The organism is Shinella granuli (genome assembly GCF_004341885.1).
GTDB classification, from domain to species: domain Bacteria; phylum Pseudomonadota; class Alphaproteobacteria; order Rhizobiales; family Rhizobiaceae; genus Shinella; species Shinella granuli.
Genome location: NZ_SLVX01000032.1, coordinates 23,581 through 40,188, shown reverse-complemented (window position 1 = coordinate 40,188; position 16,608 = coordinate 23,581). Strand labels below are relative to the sequence as shown.

Genomic DNA, 16,608 nt, shown 5'->3' with positions numbered 1-16,608 from the left:
GAAAGCGGTGGCGTTTGTATCGGGCGGACGCATCGTCAGTCATGCCGATAGACTATTGCCTCGATCCGCACCAGCCGGTTAAGGCGACGCCTCCCTTCGTGGTGCGGTCCGGAATGCTTCTAGCGCGCTGACACAGGTCGAGGGATCAAGGCGCTCGGTCGATGCTGTGGGCATGTTGGTCGACAAAACAATCAGCGAGCTGTCGAGTTCCGTGGAGCGGCTCGCTGATCTCGAGCATGTGGTGAGCATCGTCAGCCTGAACACGGCAATCGGGTGCTCCAGACTCGGGCCCGAGGGGGGGCGCGGTGAGCGCTATCTCGCAACAACTTCGCGGATTGGCGAGGGAGATGACCGGTCGTTGTCGCGCCGTTGCGCTCCCAATGTCCTCCGTCGGCGACTGCGCAAAGTCGTTGGCGAAGCTCAGCATCGATACAGATGCCGATCGTGTTGGTTGGATGTTGAAGGAAGCCGAACGGAGTGCGGAACTCGTTGAGCGAGTCGAAGGTTCCTTGGCGACGGCCGGGGCAATGCTCGCAGACATGTCAAACAGGATTGGACTATTGTCCACCAACATAAGCGCCAGGTTGGCGCAACAGAAAGCATTATCCCAGTGCATTGCGAACGTGGAGGTGTCATTGCGTTCCGCCGGGTTCGATCAATCTCGCGGAAGCGCCCTCCACCGAGGGGTGCTGGATCGGCTGCGCCGACGCTACACGATGGTCGAGGAACGCAAAGTGCATGATCGGTATGCTGGAAGCCAGAAGGACCATACTTGCTCCGCAAGTCCGGCAGGCGAGGAGTTCGACTTGGCAGTGGTGCTGTTCTGAAAGCGTACACGGATGGCATTGCACGAAAGGATGATCCCGAAGGGAGAACGTGTATGTGTAAAGCGGCGGTGCAGAAATCGGCCACGGTAGCTGCGGATAGTTCCGCGTCTGCGGCACGACAAACGCCTGCATTACCAGGATATTGAACATCATACCGATGAAAACGCGGGCCGTTCTCCCTTCGACCCGCTTCTGTGCCTTCGCCAACGGCTTCTCGAACATGGGCCAGGGCTGAGCGCATTGAGTTTTCGAAGGGGATCACTCACCGCGCTCAGCCCTGGCCCATGTCTTCGACCGCCTGGAGCGGCTCGTCTCATACTATGTTCAGAACGAGGGTTAGCTGCGTCGACTGCATGAGCCAGCGCCCTCCCTTAGAATTCCTCCCAATCGTCCTGCTTGATGGCAGCATTTCCTGAGAAGGCGGTCACAAGCCGGCGGCCGAGTTCATGTACTGGCGACTGCGCCGCAGGAGCAGTCGCGCGCCGCGATGAGGCAGAGACCTGCGGCGCGGTCTCGGACAGCTTGAACAAGGCTAGGAGCTCGTTGAGCGATACCACTTCGCGCGAGAGGCTGTGGGTTGCGGCGGTGGTTTCTTCCACCATCGCGGCGTTCTTCTGCGTGTCCTGGTCCATCTGGTTGACGGCGGTGTTGATCTGCTGGAGACCGGAGGATTGCTCTTGCGCCGCCTCGACAATCGCACTGACATGGCGGTTGATTTCCTGTACTTCCGTGACGATTGTTTCCAGTACGCGGCCGGTATCTCCGACGAGCTGCACGCCCTCCTGCACCTGCGCCTTCGAGGCGATGATCAGGGCCTTGATCTCCTTGGCGGCATTCGCCGAGCGCTGAGCGAGTTCCCGCACCTCCTGCGCGACGACCGCAAAGCCCTTGCCGGCTTCACCGGCGCGTGCGGCTTCGACGCCGGCATTCAGCGCCAGGAGGTTGGTCTGAAAGGCAATCTCGTCGATCACGCCGATGATGTTGCTGATCTCGTTGGACGACTTTTCGATCTGCTCCATCGCGCCGACGGCACGGCGCACGACGACGCCGGACTGTTCGGCGTGGCTTCGTGCGCCGGCAACCAGCTGGCCCGCTTCGTGGGCGCGTCTGGCCGAGTCCTTGACCACGGTCGTGATCTCCTCCAGCGCGGCGGCGGTTTCCTCGACGGCGGCAGCCTGCTGCTCGCTGCGCTTGGCAAGATCGTCGGTCGCGGCCTTGATCTCGTTGGCGCCGGCATCGATGCCGCGGGCATTTTCGGCGACGCGGGCGAGCGCTGACTGCAGTTTTGCCGCCGAGCTGTTGAAGTCGCCGCGCACGCCGTCGAGCGTTGCGGTGAACCGATTGCCGATGCGGTACGAGACGTCGCCGTTGGACAGTTTGGACAGACCCGCGGCAAGATTGTCGACGGCGAATTTCACGTCGGCCGCTTCCTGGGCCTTCAGCGCCTCGCGCTCCAGGCGTTCCCTTTCGCCGAGGCTGCGGTTCATCTCGGCCTCCCGTTCCAGACGCAAGCGTTCGATGGCATTCTCACGGAAGACCTGTACGGCGCCGGCCATGGCGCCGATTTCGTCACGGCGTCCGGTGAACGGAACCTCGCTTTCGACATCACCGCCTGCAAGCCGGCGCATCGCATCGGTGATGCGCTGGATCGGATTGGCGACGCGGGCGACTATGACGTAGATGCCGGAAAGGCTGATCAGCACGGCCGCGGAGGCGATGGCGAGTGACAGGAAGAAGGCATCGTTCGCTGCGTTATCGGCGGCGGCAACCTCATTCTCGGTCTGCGTCATGATGAAGGCGACGAGTTTGGAAATCGTCTCGTTCGTCTGGTTGGCGATCGGCTTCAGTTCTGTCGTGAAGGCTGTTCGTGCCGCATCTACATTGTGGTTCTTGACGTGGCCGGTATAGGCCACGCTGCGATTGAGGTAATGGGCGGCGAGCGAGCGGATTTCCGTGATGAGCGCACGCCCCGTCGGCGAGAAGACGCCGGCTTCGTATTTGACGATCGAGGTTTCAAGCTTGGCTTTCGCGGCGTCGAGCAGCTCCATTTCGGCTTGGAATTCCGTTTCGTCGTTGACCATGGCGAGGCGCGCCAGCGCGAGACGTACATCGGCAAAGTCACCCTTCACTTCACGCGTAGCTAGCAATCGCTCGATCCAGAAATTGCCAACCTTTTCCGCAGATGTAGTGATCGACCGTATGCTTTGCAGAGCCACGAAAGACGAAATGGCGATGATGACGATGATGGCGCTCATCAACGCGATCAAAGAGGTTTTAATAGTGAGATTTTTCATGACGAACACAGCCGAGACTCGATACAAAATACACTTCCCGAAACGGCGTGGAGAACTCTTCGCTTCGAAACTAAAGCGTTGCCCCAAGCGAAGTGCGAGTAGTGCAGCCGCGGCGGGACATGCGGCTAAGACGTCAGCCTGATGCTGAGCGGCGTCGTTCAATGCGCAGTCCTCTGGACCTACGGCTTGGACGGATGCAGTCAAATGATAGAAGATTTTGGCGCGGGGACTTTGCGCGAAATCAACAAACTGCGTCTTTCGGCAAGCGAGGTGCATCAGAGTGTCGCGATAGTAGCCGCCATAGCAGGATTGAAGCGCGTGTCGGCGGTTGCGCCAAATGTGCTGACATCCTCAAGTGCGAGGAAACTTGAAGAACGGAGCTTTTGCTCACGCTGCGGCTGCTGGGGCGCTTGCGAGCGTGATCGGCACAATATTAGTGTTTTTGCCGCAAGATTGATAGCTATAGTGGTATTGCATCAGAAATACGTAGGTTAATTCTATGGTTATTATTAGGTTTATACATGGTGTTTTTTTGTATTTCTTAGATTGATCGCCTATAGGTGTTTGGGGGGATTCCTTGTATTTCGCGGAATGTGCGGATAAAATTTGCCATACTATTGAATCCGGTCGCAGCTGCAATGTCAGAGATAGACAAGCGTGTCCGAGAAAGCATGTATCTTGCTTTCTCTATCTTGCGTTCCGCTACAAATCGATGAGGCGGCATGCCAAACGTCGCTTTGAAGCGGCGACTGAAATGGTATCGGCTGAGGCCAACGGCGGACGCAAGGTCGTCCAGTCCGAAATCGGCGCCCAGATTCTCCTCGATGAATTCCCGAACAACGCGCTCTTGCATCGTGGTCAATGTACCGAGCCGCGAATCACGATGGTTCAACACGTGCTGCAAACGGAACGTTTCAAGAGCGGCAACCAAGCCAAGCGTTTCAACATACAGTGTCGAGGTGGAGGAGCTTGAGGCGAACATTGCGGCCTCAAGCTTCTTCATCGTGGAGAGCAGACCCGGTTCGTTGAAATAGATAAGCGGTCGTAGCTCCACCGACGCGCTTTCCTGCTGGAGTTCGTTCTCCATCACCTCGGGGTCGAAGTATACGACTGTGAACGTGTTCTGACGAGGCACAGGTTTTGCCCATCCGCGCAACCCGCACGTCGCGGGCACATATGTCATCTTGTTGCGCAGATCGCCGCCGGGAGCAGGGGGAATGTCGTCGACGATCATCTCGCCGTCGGCCAGGATCAGGTCATGCAGTGCGAGGTAGTGCGAGGAACCGTTCCAGGCGAATTCATATTCCGCCGGCAGATGCAGGCGCGAGAACTCGACCTGCACGCCACGCCACTGCGATGAGCGGATGGTGGCAGGTTCGACTTCGGGTTGGCGAAAATCAAGCTCAAGCGAATCGGCGCGGGGCATAGTCCACAGTGAAATCGTTTCTTCACGGAGAGGCTAGAGGCGCTTCCTTGCCCGAGGCTCGCCGGAATGGAGGCGGCGCAAATTCTGCCCATAAAGCGCAAGATTCTAGAATTTGGCGTGTGCATTTTTAGAGATCGTAAACCTTTGGCCGCCATAAATAGTATGCCGAATGAGGATTTCTCATCGCTGACATGACGTCGGGTTCGGCGCCTCCAATCCGCTAACGTACAAAGCCACCGAGCGCCTGCCACTTCCGGCAGGGCAATGATGTTCTGTGTGTCTTCTTTTTCAGGTCCTCTCCATGGCAGATGTCATCTCTCTTCTCCGGCAAGCCGAAAGCAATGCTGTCCACATCGTTTCAGGGGGCGATGGATTGTCGATCCGTATGGGCGATTTCGTCACTGCAGGTGCATTGCTGGTCGAGGGGGCACAAAACCTCTGTCACGCGCAGCTGCTGCTCGAAAACATAGTCAGGAAGACTATCGATCTGGACGCGAGCTACAATCTCGCCGGGAACCGGCGCGAGGCTTGACGACACAGTCTCAGCGCTCGCCGCCATCTTCCCATCATCTTCTTTCACCTTCCGACGCCCGGCCAACCGATGACCCACCCACTATCACAGAAACAGCTCGCCGAGAGGCTCGATTTCGTCGGCCTCGACAATCAGCAACGGGAAACCCTCTCCGCAATCTCTCCCGTCATTTCCGCCGCACTCGATGGCGGTCTGGATGCCTTTTACAGCAAGGCGCGCACACATCCTGAAACGGCGCGCTTCTTCGCAAACGAGGCGCATTTGCAGCACGCCAAGAGCCGCCAGGCGGAACATTGGAAGTCGATCGCATCCGCGAAGTTCGATGCACGATATGTCGATGCCGTCTCCGCAATTGGCCGGACCCATGCCCGGTTGGGCCTCGAGCCGCGATGGTACATCGGAGGCTATGCGCTCCTCGTCGAGAGCATCCTTCGTGCCGTAATCGACCATGCGCTGGGTGGGGTGCTGCATCGCCGTAAAAGTAAGCCCCTGGGGGATCAGGTCGCCAGTGTGGTCAAGGCGGCGCTGGTCGACATGGATTATGCCATCTCGGTCTATCTCGATGTCCTCGACAGGCAGCGTAGCGAGGCCGAAACGCAGCAGCAGATCTTGCGAGATCAGCAGGACGTGGCTTTGTCGGCTCTTGATCGCGTGCTCAAAAGCCTCGCTACCGGGGATCTCACGGCCTCGCTGCGCGAGGACCTGACAGCGGAGTTCGGACCCCTGAAAGACAACTATAACGCCTCGGTCGGAGCGTTGGGCCAAACCCTCAGCGACATCAACGGATCGGCCGGTGAAGTCGCCATGCAGGCCCGCGAGATTTCAAGCGCGGCCGACAACATGGCGCGGCGCACCGAAACGCAGGCCTCCGCATTGGAGCAGGCGGCCGCGGCGCTGGAGGAAATCACGACGAACGCCAGAGAGGCCGAAAATAGGACCAACGAAGTCCAGCGCATCATTCAGGCTTCCGCGACCGAGGCATCACGATCCGAATCCATTGTCGATGAAGCGATAGGTGCGATGGGTGCGATCGAGGACTCCTCGAAACGCATGTCGCAGATAATCGGGGTGATCGACGAGATCGCGTTCCAGACCAACCTGCTCGCGCTCAACGCCGGCGTGGAGGCTGCGCGTGCCGGCGAACAGGGCAAGGGATTCGCCGTTGTGGCACAGGAGGTTCGCGAACTCGCCCAGCGCTCTGCCTCGGCTGCGCGAGAGATCAAGGGCCTGATCGGAAAGTCCTCCGCCGAGGTGAACAGGGGCGTTGTTCTCGTGAATGATACCGGCAAGGCCTTGCGGAGCATCGGCGGCCAGGTGCAGGCGATCCACCATCATATGGCGTCGATAGCAAGCTCCGCTCGGGAACAGGCCGCCGGTATCGCGGAAATCAATGCCACCGTCGGCAACATGGATCTGATCACGCAGCAGAACGCAGCCATGGTGGAGCAGACGTCAGCGGCCACTCACAAACTCTCGTCGGAATCGGCCACGCTTCTCAGCCTCGTGCGAGCATTCAAGATCTCCTCACACCGAGCGGTCGCGCCGGGTGGCGTGCAGAGGATGTCCTTTTCGCGCGTGCCTGCAATAGATGCCAAGCTCGACGAGAGACCGATCGGCGTAAGCAATTCCGCGCGACAGGGCATGAGATAGCATGAAATCTGGGAGACGTGCCGCCTCCTCCGGGATGGGCATCGCTCCGCATTACTGGTGACATGATGATGGATGATCTGCCCGCGATTTGGGATGCGATCGATACACTGATAGACGATCTGCTTACGGCGGGTTGCGAGGTGGTTGCTGTCGGTCGCGGCTATTGCATAACGCCGCCCGACGGCAGGGAAGGCATTGTGCAGCTGCTTCTGGACCGGTTCGGCCCCCGTGATCACCTCATTCAGACGATCAATGAAAGGCTTCGGTTGCGAGGGCTTGTCATCGAGATTTAGTTTTTTGCCCGCGAGGCTTCCTGGCGCCGGCAGCTGTCTGAATTCGCGCCATGCGGCGTTCTTCAACAGGGAAAAACCGATTTGCGAAGCCGTCTCTTCTTCGATATCTGGGTGATCGTGTTAACGTTTACGTAACATTCACACTCCAATTTTGATGGCTGTCAAGAGAGAAGAGACCTTGCATGTCGATCAGCTCGCTTTCCGTCGTAGCGCCAAACGCCCTGGATAATTTTTGCGACCTGCAATCCGTGCCGGCGCTCCGTCACTTCGGCCGTAGCGAAATTGTTGACCGGTTTCGTCGAGCAGTTCCTTTCGACTACATCATCATCAGCGGTTTGGATGTCGAAGAATACCGGTTTGGCAAAGGGCACTCGATCGACACGGACTTACCGCCGGCCTTCATGGAGAGTTATGTCGCCGACGCACTCTCGAAGCTGGACCCGTTCGTCATCGCTGCGAAGACAACCCTGTCAAAGGTCGTGGAGAGGGATATCTACGCGGCCTCGCCGCCGCCCCTGCGCCTTGCATATCTCGCACAGATGTTCGGTGTGCATAACCGGACGCTCTTTCCCGTCAAACGCAACGGGCTGATGTACGGAGCGGTTTGTTTCACACGGAGGGAGCCTTTCGAGGCTGATGAGCTGGCTTTCTTGGAGATCGTTTCCGAGCCCATTCACACGGTCGTAACACGGCCGCTCATGGAGCGTTTCGCCGCTCAGCAACTGCGCTTGTCGAAAGGTGAAATCGTGTGCCTCGCCCACGCCAGCCTCGGCTTGACCAGCGAGGAGATCGCGACCGCGACCCAATACCAGGTCGACACGGTGAACACCTACATCAAGGCCGCGGTAAAAAAACTGGGCGCCACCAATCGCTCGCAGGCTGTCGCCGAAGCAATTCGTCGGCGTTTGATCGACTAATCATGCCCCCATCCCGCGGCCCCCGACGGCACAAGAGGGCGTTGAAGCTCGCCATCAGATGGTGGCGAGGGCAAAAGCCTTCCATGAACGCGCGGATTGCTTTGCTTGCTTCTTCGTCCTCAGGACGCAGCCCAGTTCCAAAAGGCCAACGATGAGCGCGTCAATGCTCGCGTCGGGATCGCATATATCGACCACGTGGTGGAGGGATGGCGCAATTCTTTGAAGATGTCGCGTTCTTCCCCGGTGAACGGGTTTTGCCGAGTAAAGCCGACGGCCCCGGATACGTCAGCGTTCCGCTTCAGCAGGAAGTACGCGCGGTTACCAAAGTTGTGGCTCCCAAGAACATAGGTCACGGTCCATGGATGTGCTAACATGAAAGCGTAATGCGTTGCATTCAAATCTGCGCTACCTGCTGTGGCGGCACATGGCGATGCATTCAATACCAAATCGCATTTTGCGTCGAATTGAAACATCGGCTTTCAGGTTTCGTCAACGTCTCTATCTTATTTTTGGGACTATCCAAGCCGTTGAGGCTTCTGCCGGCATGAGGCCGGCCCAGGAAGTGGCAAAAGACCCGCAAGGCCATCTGCTACATTTTCGGTGGGTTGTGTGTTGTTAACAATCGATCCGGCCCCACGCCGTATCGCTCGTCCCTCGATAATCTGACGCTCAGGTATTCGCTCGCGGTTAGCGACCGCTCGGTGCTGCTCGGCAGCGGGCCGTCGCCTGTTTCGCTGACATTGAACGACGCTGGGTTTTCGAACGGGGAGGGGCGCGCTGTTCCCAATAGGTTAAATATGAGACTCTCAATATTTTCAATGCGTTCCTGCGTGATCGCCATGTCGCTGCTCCTCTCGGTCGGCGGCGCGTCCGCACTCGAGAAACCCACTGGCGACGTGATTTTGACGATTACGGCGGCCCACCTCGAGCATCCCAACATCGACGGGACCGCTCAGTTCGATCTCAATATGCTGGAAGAGCTTTCTGGCCGATCCGGTGAAATGGAGACCCCCTGGACCCAGGGGCGGGTGAAGTTTTCCGGCCCTCTTCTGCGTGCGGTTCTCGAGGCCGCTGGTGCGCACGGCAGCACCATGAAAGTCAAGGCGATCAACGACTATATTGCCGATGTACCCATCGATGATGCGCTCGACCTCGACACTATTCTGGCGACACGCATGAACGGTGAACCGATGTCCGTTCGTGAAAAGGGGCCGCTGTTCCTGATCTACCCCTTTGACAAGGATCCCGGCCTCTACAACGAGAAGTATTTTTCGCGGTCCGTGTGGCAGATCAAGGCAATCGAGGTCACTCCGTGAAAAATCGGGCCCGGCATAGCGGCGATGTCATCCGCAAGGTGAGCAAGTTGACAGCTGTGCTGCAGCTGTTTTCCGTCGGCTTGCTGCTGGGTCTTGCTTTTCTTCTTGCGGATATCTCGAATCGCTATGCAACACTCCAAGGCGGCATCCGGGAGAATGCGCTCTGGTCGGTCTACCAGCTCGATCGTGAAACACGACGCCTGCACGAGCTCCTTCATCTTTCTTTGGCGAAGAACGATCTCCAACTGGTGACGCTCAAGAATATCGCGACGCGGTATGACATACTCTATTCCCGCATTTCGATCCTCGAAAAGACGAACTTTGAAAACCAGTTCGCATTGGACAAGGCCGTCGATGAGAAGGTCGCGGAGATCAAGCAGGCGGTTTTTGGAGTTGTCGGTACTTTCGACGCTATCGCGGCACGAAAGCCGGTCGACGAGCGGATCCTCACCGAAATTGATGCAATCCTCGAGAAGGCAGCCACGAAAACCGAGGAGCTGCTGCTCCATACCAACAATGCGATCAGTGTCGCCCGCGCGGAAAACCGTGCCGAGGTGCTTGGAATGCAGATCAAGACAGGGCTCTTGATTGCTCTTCTGGTGTGCTGCGTTCTCTTCCTCATCATTACACTGCGCCGGCAGTTGCGTTCGGTGAAGCGGGCTGGTCTGGATCTCGAGGATCTCACGAACAAGCTTGTTGAATCCTATCAGGCTGCTGAAGCGGGTAATCGGGCAAAATCCCAGTTCATGGCGACGATCGGGCATGAGATCAGAACGCCACTTAATGCCATCCTTGGCACAGCAGAGCTGCTTGAGCTTGCTCCATTGCCGCCAGAGATCCTTCCAGGGGTTCAGACAATCCGGCGCTCGGGTGGCGCCCTTCTGGAAATCATAAACGAGATCCTTGATTTCGCGAAAATCGAGCACAACAGGATAGAGGTCGACCTTCGCCCCGTTGATATCAAATCACTCGTCGAATCGACCCTCGACATGATCCGCGATCGGGCTCTCGAGCATGGCAACCGGATAGAGTTGGTCGTGCTGGACGCATTCGCCGCCCCGGTCGTGGAAACCGATCCTACACGGCTTCGCCAAGTCATGCTTAATCTACTCAGCAATGCGGTGAAGTTCACAAAGGATGGCACTGTCACTTTGGGTGTAGCCGAAATGGTCTCGGCCGGAACACTCAGGCTCCGCGTAGAGATCCGTGACACAGGTATTGGTATCAGTCAGTCCAGCATGGACAAACTCTTCCGTCCCTTTTCCCAGGTCGATGCCTCGATCAGCCGGGAATATGGCGGAACAGGTCTGGGATTGACCATCTGCAAGCAGATCATCGACGCGATGGGCGGGCAAATCGGCGTGCAAAGCGTGGTCGATGAAGGAAGCACTTTCTGGTTCGAAATTCCCGTCGCCAAAGCCTCTCTCCCCCTGGAGATGGAAATCAAAGATAATGACGCTCAACTGACTCTGCCAAGACTGAAGGTTCTTCTCATTGAGGACAACCTCGTTAATCAACAGGTCGCCGCGGGTTTTCTGCGTCATCTCGGCCAGCACGTCTCCATCGCCAATGACGGCCTGGAAGGAGTGCAAATGGCCGAAACCGAGGATTTCAACCTGGTACTGATGGACATGCAGATGCCAAGGATGGATGGCATCGAGGCAACACGGCGGATGCGTGTCATTCCGGGCAAGCCCGCCGAATTGCCCATCATTGCGATGACCGCGAATGCCTCGGAAGACGATCGACGCCTGTGCGTGGACGCAGGCATGAGCGATTTCCAGAGCAAGCCTGTCACCATGACGCAGCTTCGCTCGATCATCGCTCGCACACGGAAGATCACGAAGGAACAGGCCAGCTCCAGCGACTTCACGCCGGAGACCGTATCGACGACTGACTCTGATGCCTTTGCCGCACGCCGTGCTGAAATGGTGGAAGCGCTGGGGGAGGACGTTTTCCACGAGCTGCTGGCGAGCTTCTTCCACGACGCGGCGGGCGTTCTTGCCCATCTCCGCGGCGCTTTGGCCGAGGGTGACGAAGAAAAGAGCGACCACCTTCTGCACACGCTCAAAGGGGCGGCGGCGAGCGTGGGATTAACTGAAGTTGCCTCCAAATCTCAGGAGTTCAGGACATCTGTTCTGACGGCAGGCCGAATTCAGGACCTCGAAAGAATCGTAAAAGACAACCAAAAGCGGTACGCCGCCTAAACAGGACGCATGATGCGCATACTCCTCGTAGATGACAACAAGACCAACCTTACCTTTCTCGGCAAGCTGGTGGAAAAGCTCACCGGATGCCAACCACTGCTCTTCGACAATCCTGTCGATGTGCTGACGGCGATGCCAGCACTAGATTTCGATATCGGGGTCATCGATTTTCAGATGCCGACGTATAATGGGGTCGAGTTACTCAGCGAGATCCGGCATTTCGAGAAATACCGCAACAAGCCTGTTGTCTTCGTGACGGCGGACGGCGACAGCGCCGTGCGCATGGCAGCCTTGAACGCGGGCGCGATCGATTTTCTGACCAAACCAGTTTCTCCTCTCGAGTTTCAGGCGCGCATGCGCAATCTCGTCGCCCTTGCGGACGCTCAGAACAAACTTGCCGACAAGGCGGAATGGCTGCGTGTCGAGGTCGAAAAAGCCGTGTTTGAACTTCGCGCCCGTGAGGAGGAGATCATCGATCGGCTTACGATTGCCGCCAGCTACAAGGACGCTGAGACGGCCAAACACACCAAACGCGTGGGCCTTTATTCCGAGGCGATCGCACGGGCGTACGGTCTTGGCGAAAACTTGTGCAACGATATCCGCCTTGCCTCGCCGATGCATGATATCGGCAAGGTCGCCATACCTGACGCCGTGTTATTGAAAAAGGGAAAACTCACGGAGCAGGAGTTTGCCACCATGCAGCAGCACACGACTGCCGGATGCGACATTCTGCGAGAATCGAATTCCAGTTTGCTGCAGCTGGCCGCTGAAATCGCGCGCAGTCATCATGAGCGCTGGGATGGTCAAGGCTATCCGTTCAGGGTTGCTGGTGCTGCAATTCCGCTATCCGGCCGCATCGTGGCGCTTGCCGACAATTTCGATGCGCTTACAACCGCACGCCCGTATAAGCCGGCCTGGAGTGTCGAGCAAACTGTGGCGCATATCAAGGAAAGAGCGGGCAGCCAATTTGACCCCTCATGTGTCGCGGCCTTCGAGAAGGCCCTCCCCTCGATTATGAAGACGATGCTCGAAAATATCGAGCATCCAACTCTCGTTGCAAAAGCGGATATGACGCCCTCGAACGTTACGATCCCCGGAAAATATCTGGCCGAAGCGATTTAAGGTGCAGGAAGATCTTACAACTATGTACAACGACACCATAGAGCGCCGCGGCTCCGTTCGGAGGAAGACTCTGAAGGCGGGAAAGATCGTATTCAACGGACGAAGCTCTGCATTCGATTGCACGATCCGAAACATGTCCGAAACCGGTGCGAAAGTCGTGGTCATGTCGAGCCTCGGAATACCGGGCCTGGTCGATTTGGATCTCGAAGACGGCACGACGCGTTCTTGCCGTGTCGTGCGACAAACGTTGACTGAACTCGGCTTGGAGTTTTTATGAACTTCGGCAAGATTTTCGACAGCCAGCTGTGCGTTTCCTACTAAGTAAATCAACCTATAATAGCATTGATGCGGAGTGTGGAGCGATAACTTCAGCCACGCTTCAGGCGCTCCGCGGCAAATCCATAATGATCGCCTCAATCTGGCGGCGTCCAAGCAGACGCGCGGAACGGAAGAGGTCGTGTAGAATGTCGTTTCTGTCGGGACTCAATCACCATGGATTGCCCATCACTTGCCAATGCCGTTGAACGTTTCATCGATCTCGGCCGCAGCGAAGCATCACCCAGCGTGGTTGTGGACGTCGCCATCGGGCTGATGAGGCTTTCCGAGGACGAGCGCCAGGCCGCAATTCTGGAAAATGTGCCGTTAGCTCATCGAGCGTGAGGCGCGTGCCCTGTCGGCTCATCTTATCGGTCTCGTTTCGGAGAAGCTGAACCGGGAGCCAATTGTCGAAGCCGCAACGCTTGCCATTGCGCTCTGCGGCGCCGAGGGGCACGGCAGCTCTTCCCGACTGGCGGTGTGGACAATGCCGAATAGTTGGTTATCCATATCCGGCGTCCTGGGCGGTTGTCGCCAGCCTATTTCGAGATGGAGCCTAGGAAGACGGCGACTCCAGTACCAAAAAGAACGATGGCTTCCCGTGTTTTCCTTCACTCCCAGCCACGATGTATGGGGTGTCGCGGCGGACATTACCTGTAATGGCGACGAAGACCGGGTACCGGCCTTTTACCAGGAAAGCAGGATCGGGGCCTGGGAACTGGAAAGCGCTGTTATCGTCTCGCTTCCAAACACAAACTTGCTTGAGCTACGGCTCTGGCCGTAGTGCCCCTGACGATCAGCTCGGCGCCGATCTCCCTTGCGCGGTTCTTCCCCGTGGCGCACGACAGCGAGGTGGTTGGCCCTGCTGCATCGGCCCGACCTGTTGCCTCACGAACCTGCGAGACAGAGGCCTGAGGATTGTTGTTAGGCTGTTCATATTAGCGCACGAACCGGTCGAAACGCTAATGCGCAGCCCAGAACCGAGCCAATCGCCAGCAAGGCCAGCAGCTGCGGTCAAACGATCGGCAGCCAGCCCCACCGAAGAGAACTGCGTGGAACAGGATCACGAAGTACGTGCTCTGAGCTCAGCCAGCGCGATTGTTTGTGTGATCTCTGACATGGATTCGCGCGTCGACAGAACCTGCAGGGGAGGGAAGCGCGAGCCGTCTCACAATCACACGTCTATCCTTCGCTATATTCGCGCTGGCTTTTCCAACTATTGGCTCGTCGTGGGTCGTTCCAAGAGAAGGATCTTCGCCTGATCGAGAAGCTGAGCGCTGAGCTCCATGCATTGCTCCGCTGTCAGCTCTACAATCAGACTCCCACCGGTACGTTTTCTCCTCCAATGTATGGTGATAACACTCTTCAACCCCATATAGTTCTTGATGTTAAAATCAGCCATTTTGGCGAATTCATCAAAATCACGCACTTTCCCGCACATTGTTCCTCGCAATTTTTACTCTACAAATACTGCGTTGCAGCCAAGAATTTTCCTACGGCTAGGCAGCGTTTGAAAGTTGGTTGACATCCACGGTTCGTGGCCGCGATCCACCTTGCAAAGCCATCGAACCTGGCTCTCGCAGGGCACTGCGGCGGTTAAGTTTGAACCGATTGACTAGGGAGCCAAGCAGGCTGGCCTCCTCGGCGAGCGTATGACTGATCGCCGTTGTCTCCTCCACCATTGCTGCATTTTGCTGCGTCATCTCGTCGATGCTACTCACCGCTGCGCTAATCTGATGAAGCCCTGCGGACTGCTCAGTGGCCGCTGTCGCGATCGAATCCATGTTTACGTCGATCTCGGAAACAAAATTCCCGATCCGGTCAAGCGCCTTACCGGTGTCGCCAACCAGTTGCACGCCCTTCGACACCTCGGCCGCCGAATTCGCGATGAGGCCCTGAATTTCCTTTGCTGCTCTCGCTGAGCGTTGAGCCAACTCGCGCACCTCCTGGGCCACGACGGCAAATCCCTTGCCCGCATCGCCCGCCCTCGCTGCCTCAATCCCGGCATTCAATGCCAGAAGATTGGTTTGGAAGGCGATCTCGTCGATGACATCAATAATCTGGTTGATCTCGTTCGAAGCTGTCTCGATGCGGTGCATGGCATCGACCGCGTCGCGAACCACCTCGCCCGACCGCAACGCGGAACTCCTGGCTTCCCGGACCAGTTCGCGAGTGTGCTGTGCGCGTTCCGCTGACGCATTGACCGTCGCCGCGACTTCAACTAGCGCAGCGGAGGTCTGCTCAAGGGCTGCTGCCTGTTGCTCGGTCCGTTTCGACAGGTTGTCCGCAGCGTGTCGCATTTCCTGGCCGTTCTCCTGTAGGGCCGCTGTTTGCTGGAGCACTTCAACCAGCGTCGCCTGGAATGTCGCGATCGAATTGTTGAAGTCCCTGCGAAGCTGCTCGAAATCGCCCGGGAAAGGCTCGTCGATTGTCATGCGAATATTGCATTCCGAAAGCCGCGCCAAACCCGCACCGAGTTCGGCAACGACAACGTTGAGATTGTCGGCATGTGCCGCGCGCAATTGTTCAGCATGCGCTTTCTCCTGATCAAGCAGGCGCCGCTGCTCCTCGGTATCGGCAAGCCGCGTCTGGACGCGTTCATTTACAGAGTCACGGAGGGTAACAAGTGTCCGTGCCATAGCGCCCACCTCATCCCGACGTGACGTGTCGGGTACCTCCGCCGCGAAGTCCTCCTCGGCGATCCTTCCCATCGCCGCTTTCAACCGCGTGACCGGTTTCGTGATGGACAACACGATCGACAGAGCCGCAACGAACAAGAAAATCGCTCCAACGATGGCGATACTCAAACCGGCCCGCGCATGCTGCCAGAACTTTCCGTCAAGATCATCGATGTAGACGCCGTTTCCGACGACCCATCCCCACGGCTCGAACAAAGTCACATGGGAAAGCTTAGCAACGGGTTCAGAAACTCCCGGCTTGGGCCAGAGATACTCGACAAAACCACTCTTTTTAGCCCGTGCGACCTTCACAAACTCTACAAAGATCGCTTGGCCACTTGAATCCTCCATGCCGGACAGGTCCTGCCCGTCGAGCTCTGGTTTGACCGGATGCATAAGCATTCTGCGATCCAGGTCATTGACCCAGACGTAACCGTTCTCGCCGTAACGAATCGCCTTTAGCTCAGATAAGGCCACACGTTGTGCCTCTACACGAGACAGCGCTCCGCTTTGCTCCTGAGCCTGCTGATGCGCTATGATGGAAAGCGCAACCTCATCAACGGTCTGGAGAAGCATCATGCGCTCCTCGGTCAATTGTTTACTGCTGGTCTGAAGGCTCAGGAGCATTGCTGCGCAAACGACGAACAACGAGAGTGCAACCAAGAGATAAAGCCTGGCGGCGATTCCAAGACGAGACATGATCACTCCAATGAAGAGGCCGAAAGCGGGGAGATATCCGGAACAACCGGAGCGAGCCGACGGCATCATGCCTCGCGCCGAATGCGCGGGTTCGCGATAGACGAGGAGGCGCCGCCTCCGGCATCCAGTATCCCAAAAATAGGATACACAAATTTAGATTTGGTAAAGCGTAACGTAACGGAAGAGAGCAGCGCACTTGGCATATAACTTGTCCCAAGCTGATCGAAATCTGCAATCGCCTTAACGCCACGCCGCGCAAATGTCTTGGCTATCGAACGTCAGCTGAAGTCTTCCGTAAGAAACTGCTCGCGCAGATGAGGTAGGCCGGCTAG

The 16,608-nt window shown here is 57.3% G+C and carries 15 protein-coding genes and 1 pseudogene; 10 read left to right on the top strand and 6 right to left on the bottom strand.

The genetic code is table 11. From position 1 onward, the window contains the following. Positions 1-632: 632 nt before the first annotated feature. The 3 genes from EV665_RS28695 to EV665_RS28685 all read right to left on the bottom strand — a co-directional run bounded on the left by EV665_RS28695 (position 633) and on the right by EV665_RS28685 (position 4,547). The gene (locus EV665_RS28695) at positions 633-1,034 is read right to left on the bottom strand and encodes a hypothetical protein (RefSeq protein ID WP_133036755.1); all 402 of its coding nucleotides are present in this window, start codon (positions 1,032-1,034) and stop codon (positions 633-635) included. A gap of 164 nt (positions 1,035-1,198) precedes the next feature. Next, entirely contained in the window at positions 1,199-3,121 is a 1,923-nt protein-coding gene (locus tag EV665_RS33140) for a methyl-accepting chemotaxis protein (RefSeq protein WP_133036759.1), read from the bottom strand. Positions 3,122-3,662: 541 nt separating this feature from the next. Further along, positions 3,663-4,547, bottom strand: a complete 885-nt coding sequence (locus EV665_RS28685) for a helix-turn-helix domain-containing protein (RefSeq protein WP_133036754.1) — start codon at positions 4,545-4,547, stop codon at positions 3,663-3,665. A 301-nt stretch (positions 4,548-4,848) separates the two neighbouring features. Between EV665_RS28685 and EV665_RS28680 the strand changes: the two genes are divergently transcribed. The 4 genes from EV665_RS28680 (at position 4,849) to EV665_RS28665 (ending at position 7,939) form a co-directional block, all read left to right on the top strand. Further along, positions 4,849-5,079 (top strand): hypothetical protein, encoded by a 231-nt coding sequence (locus tag EV665_RS28680; RefSeq protein ID WP_133036753.1) that lies wholly within the window; start codon positions 4,849-4,851, stop codon positions 5,077-5,079. 69 nt (positions 5,080-5,148) lie between these two features. Further along, complete coding sequence (locus EV665_RS28675; protein ID WP_133036752.1) at positions 5,149-6,729, top strand: globin-coupled sensor protein; 1,581 nt, start codon at positions 5,149-5,151, stop codon at positions 6,727-6,729. A 62-nt stretch (positions 6,730-6,791) separates the two neighbouring features. Further along, positions 6,792-7,022, top strand: a complete 231-nt coding sequence (locus tag EV665_RS28670; RefSeq protein WP_133036751.1) for a hypothetical protein — start codon at positions 6,792-6,794, stop codon at positions 7,020-7,022. A 182-nt stretch (positions 7,023-7,204) separates the two neighbouring features. Then, positions 7,205-7,939, top strand: coding sequence for a helix-turn-helix transcriptional regulator (locus tag EV665_RS28665; protein WP_133036750.1), 735 nt, complete (start codon positions 7,205-7,207; stop codon positions 7,937-7,939). A gap of 119 nt (positions 7,940-8,058) precedes the next feature. On the opposite strand, the gene EV665_RS28660 is transcribed toward EV665_RS28665, so the two are convergent. Both EV665_RS28660 and EV665_RS28655 read right to left on the bottom strand, forming a co-directional pair. After that, positions 8,059-8,412, bottom strand: coding sequence for a hypothetical protein (locus EV665_RS28660; protein ID WP_133036749.1), 354 nt, complete (start codon positions 8,410-8,412; stop codon positions 8,059-8,061). Between the two features lie 116 nt (positions 8,413-8,528). Then, positions 8,529-8,780 (bottom strand): hypothetical protein, encoded by a 252-nt coding sequence (locus EV665_RS28655; protein ID WP_133036748.1) that lies wholly within the window; start codon positions 8,778-8,780, stop codon positions 8,529-8,531. Here EV665_RS28655 and EV665_RS28650 point away from each other — a divergent pair. The 5 genes from EV665_RS28650 (at position 8,779) to EV665_RS32495 (ending at position 13,244) form a co-directional block, all read left to right on the top strand. Beyond that, the gene (locus EV665_RS28650; protein WP_245507865.1) at positions 8,779-9,255 is read left to right on the top strand and encodes a putative pterin-binding protein; all 477 of its coding nucleotides are present in this window, start codon (positions 8,779-8,781) and stop codon (positions 9,253-9,255) included. The genes EV665_RS28655 and EV665_RS28650 overlap by 2 nt on opposite strands. Then, complete coding sequence (locus EV665_RS28645) at positions 9,252-11,462, top strand: ATP-binding protein (protein ID WP_133036746.1); 2,211 nt, start codon at positions 9,252-9,254, stop codon at positions 11,460-11,462. Before EV665_RS28650 ends, EV665_RS28645 begins: the two co-directional genes overlap by 4 nt. A gap of 9 nt (positions 11,463-11,471) precedes the next feature. Further along, complete coding sequence (locus tag EV665_RS28640) at positions 11,472-12,584, top strand: HD-GYP domain-containing protein (protein WP_245507864.1); 1,113 nt, start codon at positions 11,472-11,474, stop codon at positions 12,582-12,584. A gap of 22 nt (positions 12,585-12,606) precedes the next feature. Further along, the gene (locus tag EV665_RS28635) at positions 12,607-12,861 is read left to right on the top strand and encodes a PilZ domain-containing protein (RefSeq protein WP_133036745.1); all 255 of its coding nucleotides are present in this window, start codon (positions 12,607-12,609) and stop codon (positions 12,859-12,861) included. A 215-nt stretch (positions 12,862-13,076) separates the two neighbouring features. Next, on the top strand, positions 13,077-13,244 hold the full coding sequence (locus tag EV665_RS32495) for a hypothetical protein (protein ID WP_162853199.1): 168 nt from the start codon (positions 13,077-13,079) through the stop codon (positions 13,242-13,244). A 1,154-nt stretch (positions 13,245-14,398) separates the two neighbouring features. On the opposite strand, the gene EV665_RS28630 is transcribed toward EV665_RS32495, so the two are convergent. Next, a complete protein-coding gene (locus tag EV665_RS28630; protein WP_133036744.1) occupies positions 14,399-16,276 on the bottom strand; it encodes a methyl-accepting chemotaxis protein in 1,878 nt (625 codons plus the stop codon). Between the two features lie 218 nt (positions 16,277-16,494). On the opposite strand from EV665_RS28630, the pseudogene EV665_RS33355 reads away from it, so the two are divergent. Next, positions 16,495-16,599 (top strand): annotated as a pseudogene (locus EV665_RS33355) (IS30 family transposase); the annotation flags it as partial. Positions 16,600-16,608 lie beyond the last annotated feature (9 nt).

Coding starts and splice junctions, on each gene's coding strand:
- EV665_RS33140 (WP_133036759.1), bottom strand. CDS start 3,121: ATGAAAAATCTCACTATTAAAACCTCTTTGATCGCGTTGATGAGCGCC.
- EV665_RS28685 (WP_133036754.1), bottom strand. CDS start 4,547: ATGCCCCGCGCCGATTCGCTTGAGCTTGATTTTCGCCAACCCGAAGTC.
- EV665_RS28680 (WP_133036753.1), top strand. CDS start 4,849: ATGGCAGATGTCATCTCTCTTCTCCGGCAAGCCGAAAGCAATGCTGTC.
- EV665_RS28675 (WP_133036752.1), top strand. CDS start 5,149: ATGACCCACCCACTATCACAGAAACAGCTCGCCGAGAGGCTCGATTTC.
- EV665_RS28670 (WP_133036751.1), top strand. CDS start 6,792: ATGATGATGGATGATCTGCCCGCGATTTGGGATGCGATCGATACACTG.
- EV665_RS28665 (WP_133036750.1), top strand. CDS start 7,205: ATGTCGATCAGCTCGCTTTCCGTCGTAGCGCCAAACGCCCTGGATAAT.
- EV665_RS28660 (WP_133036749.1), bottom strand. CDS start 8,412: ATGTTTCAATTCGACGCAAAATGCGATTTGGTATTGAATGCATCGCCA.
- EV665_RS28650 (WP_245507865.1), top strand. CDS start 8,779: ATGTCGCTGCTCCTCTCGGTCGGCGGCGCGTCCGCACTCGAGAAACCC.
- EV665_RS28655 (WP_133036748.1), bottom strand. CDS start 8,780: ATGGCGATCACGCAGGAACGCATTGAAAATATTGAGAGTCTCATATTT.
- EV665_RS28640 (WP_245507864.1), top strand. CDS start 11,472: ATGATGCGCATACTCCTCGTAGATGACAACAAGACCAACCTTACCTTT.
- EV665_RS28635 (WP_133036745.1), top strand. CDS start 12,607: ATGTACAACGACACCATAGAGCGCCGCGGCTCCGTTCGGAGGAAGACT.
- EV665_RS32495 (WP_162853199.1), top strand. CDS start 13,077: ATGGATTGCCCATCACTTGCCAATGCCGTTGAACGTTTCATCGATCTC.
- EV665_RS28630 (WP_133036744.1), bottom strand. CDS start 16,276: ATGTCTCGTCTTGGAATCGCCGCCAGGCTTTATCTCTTGGTTGCACTC.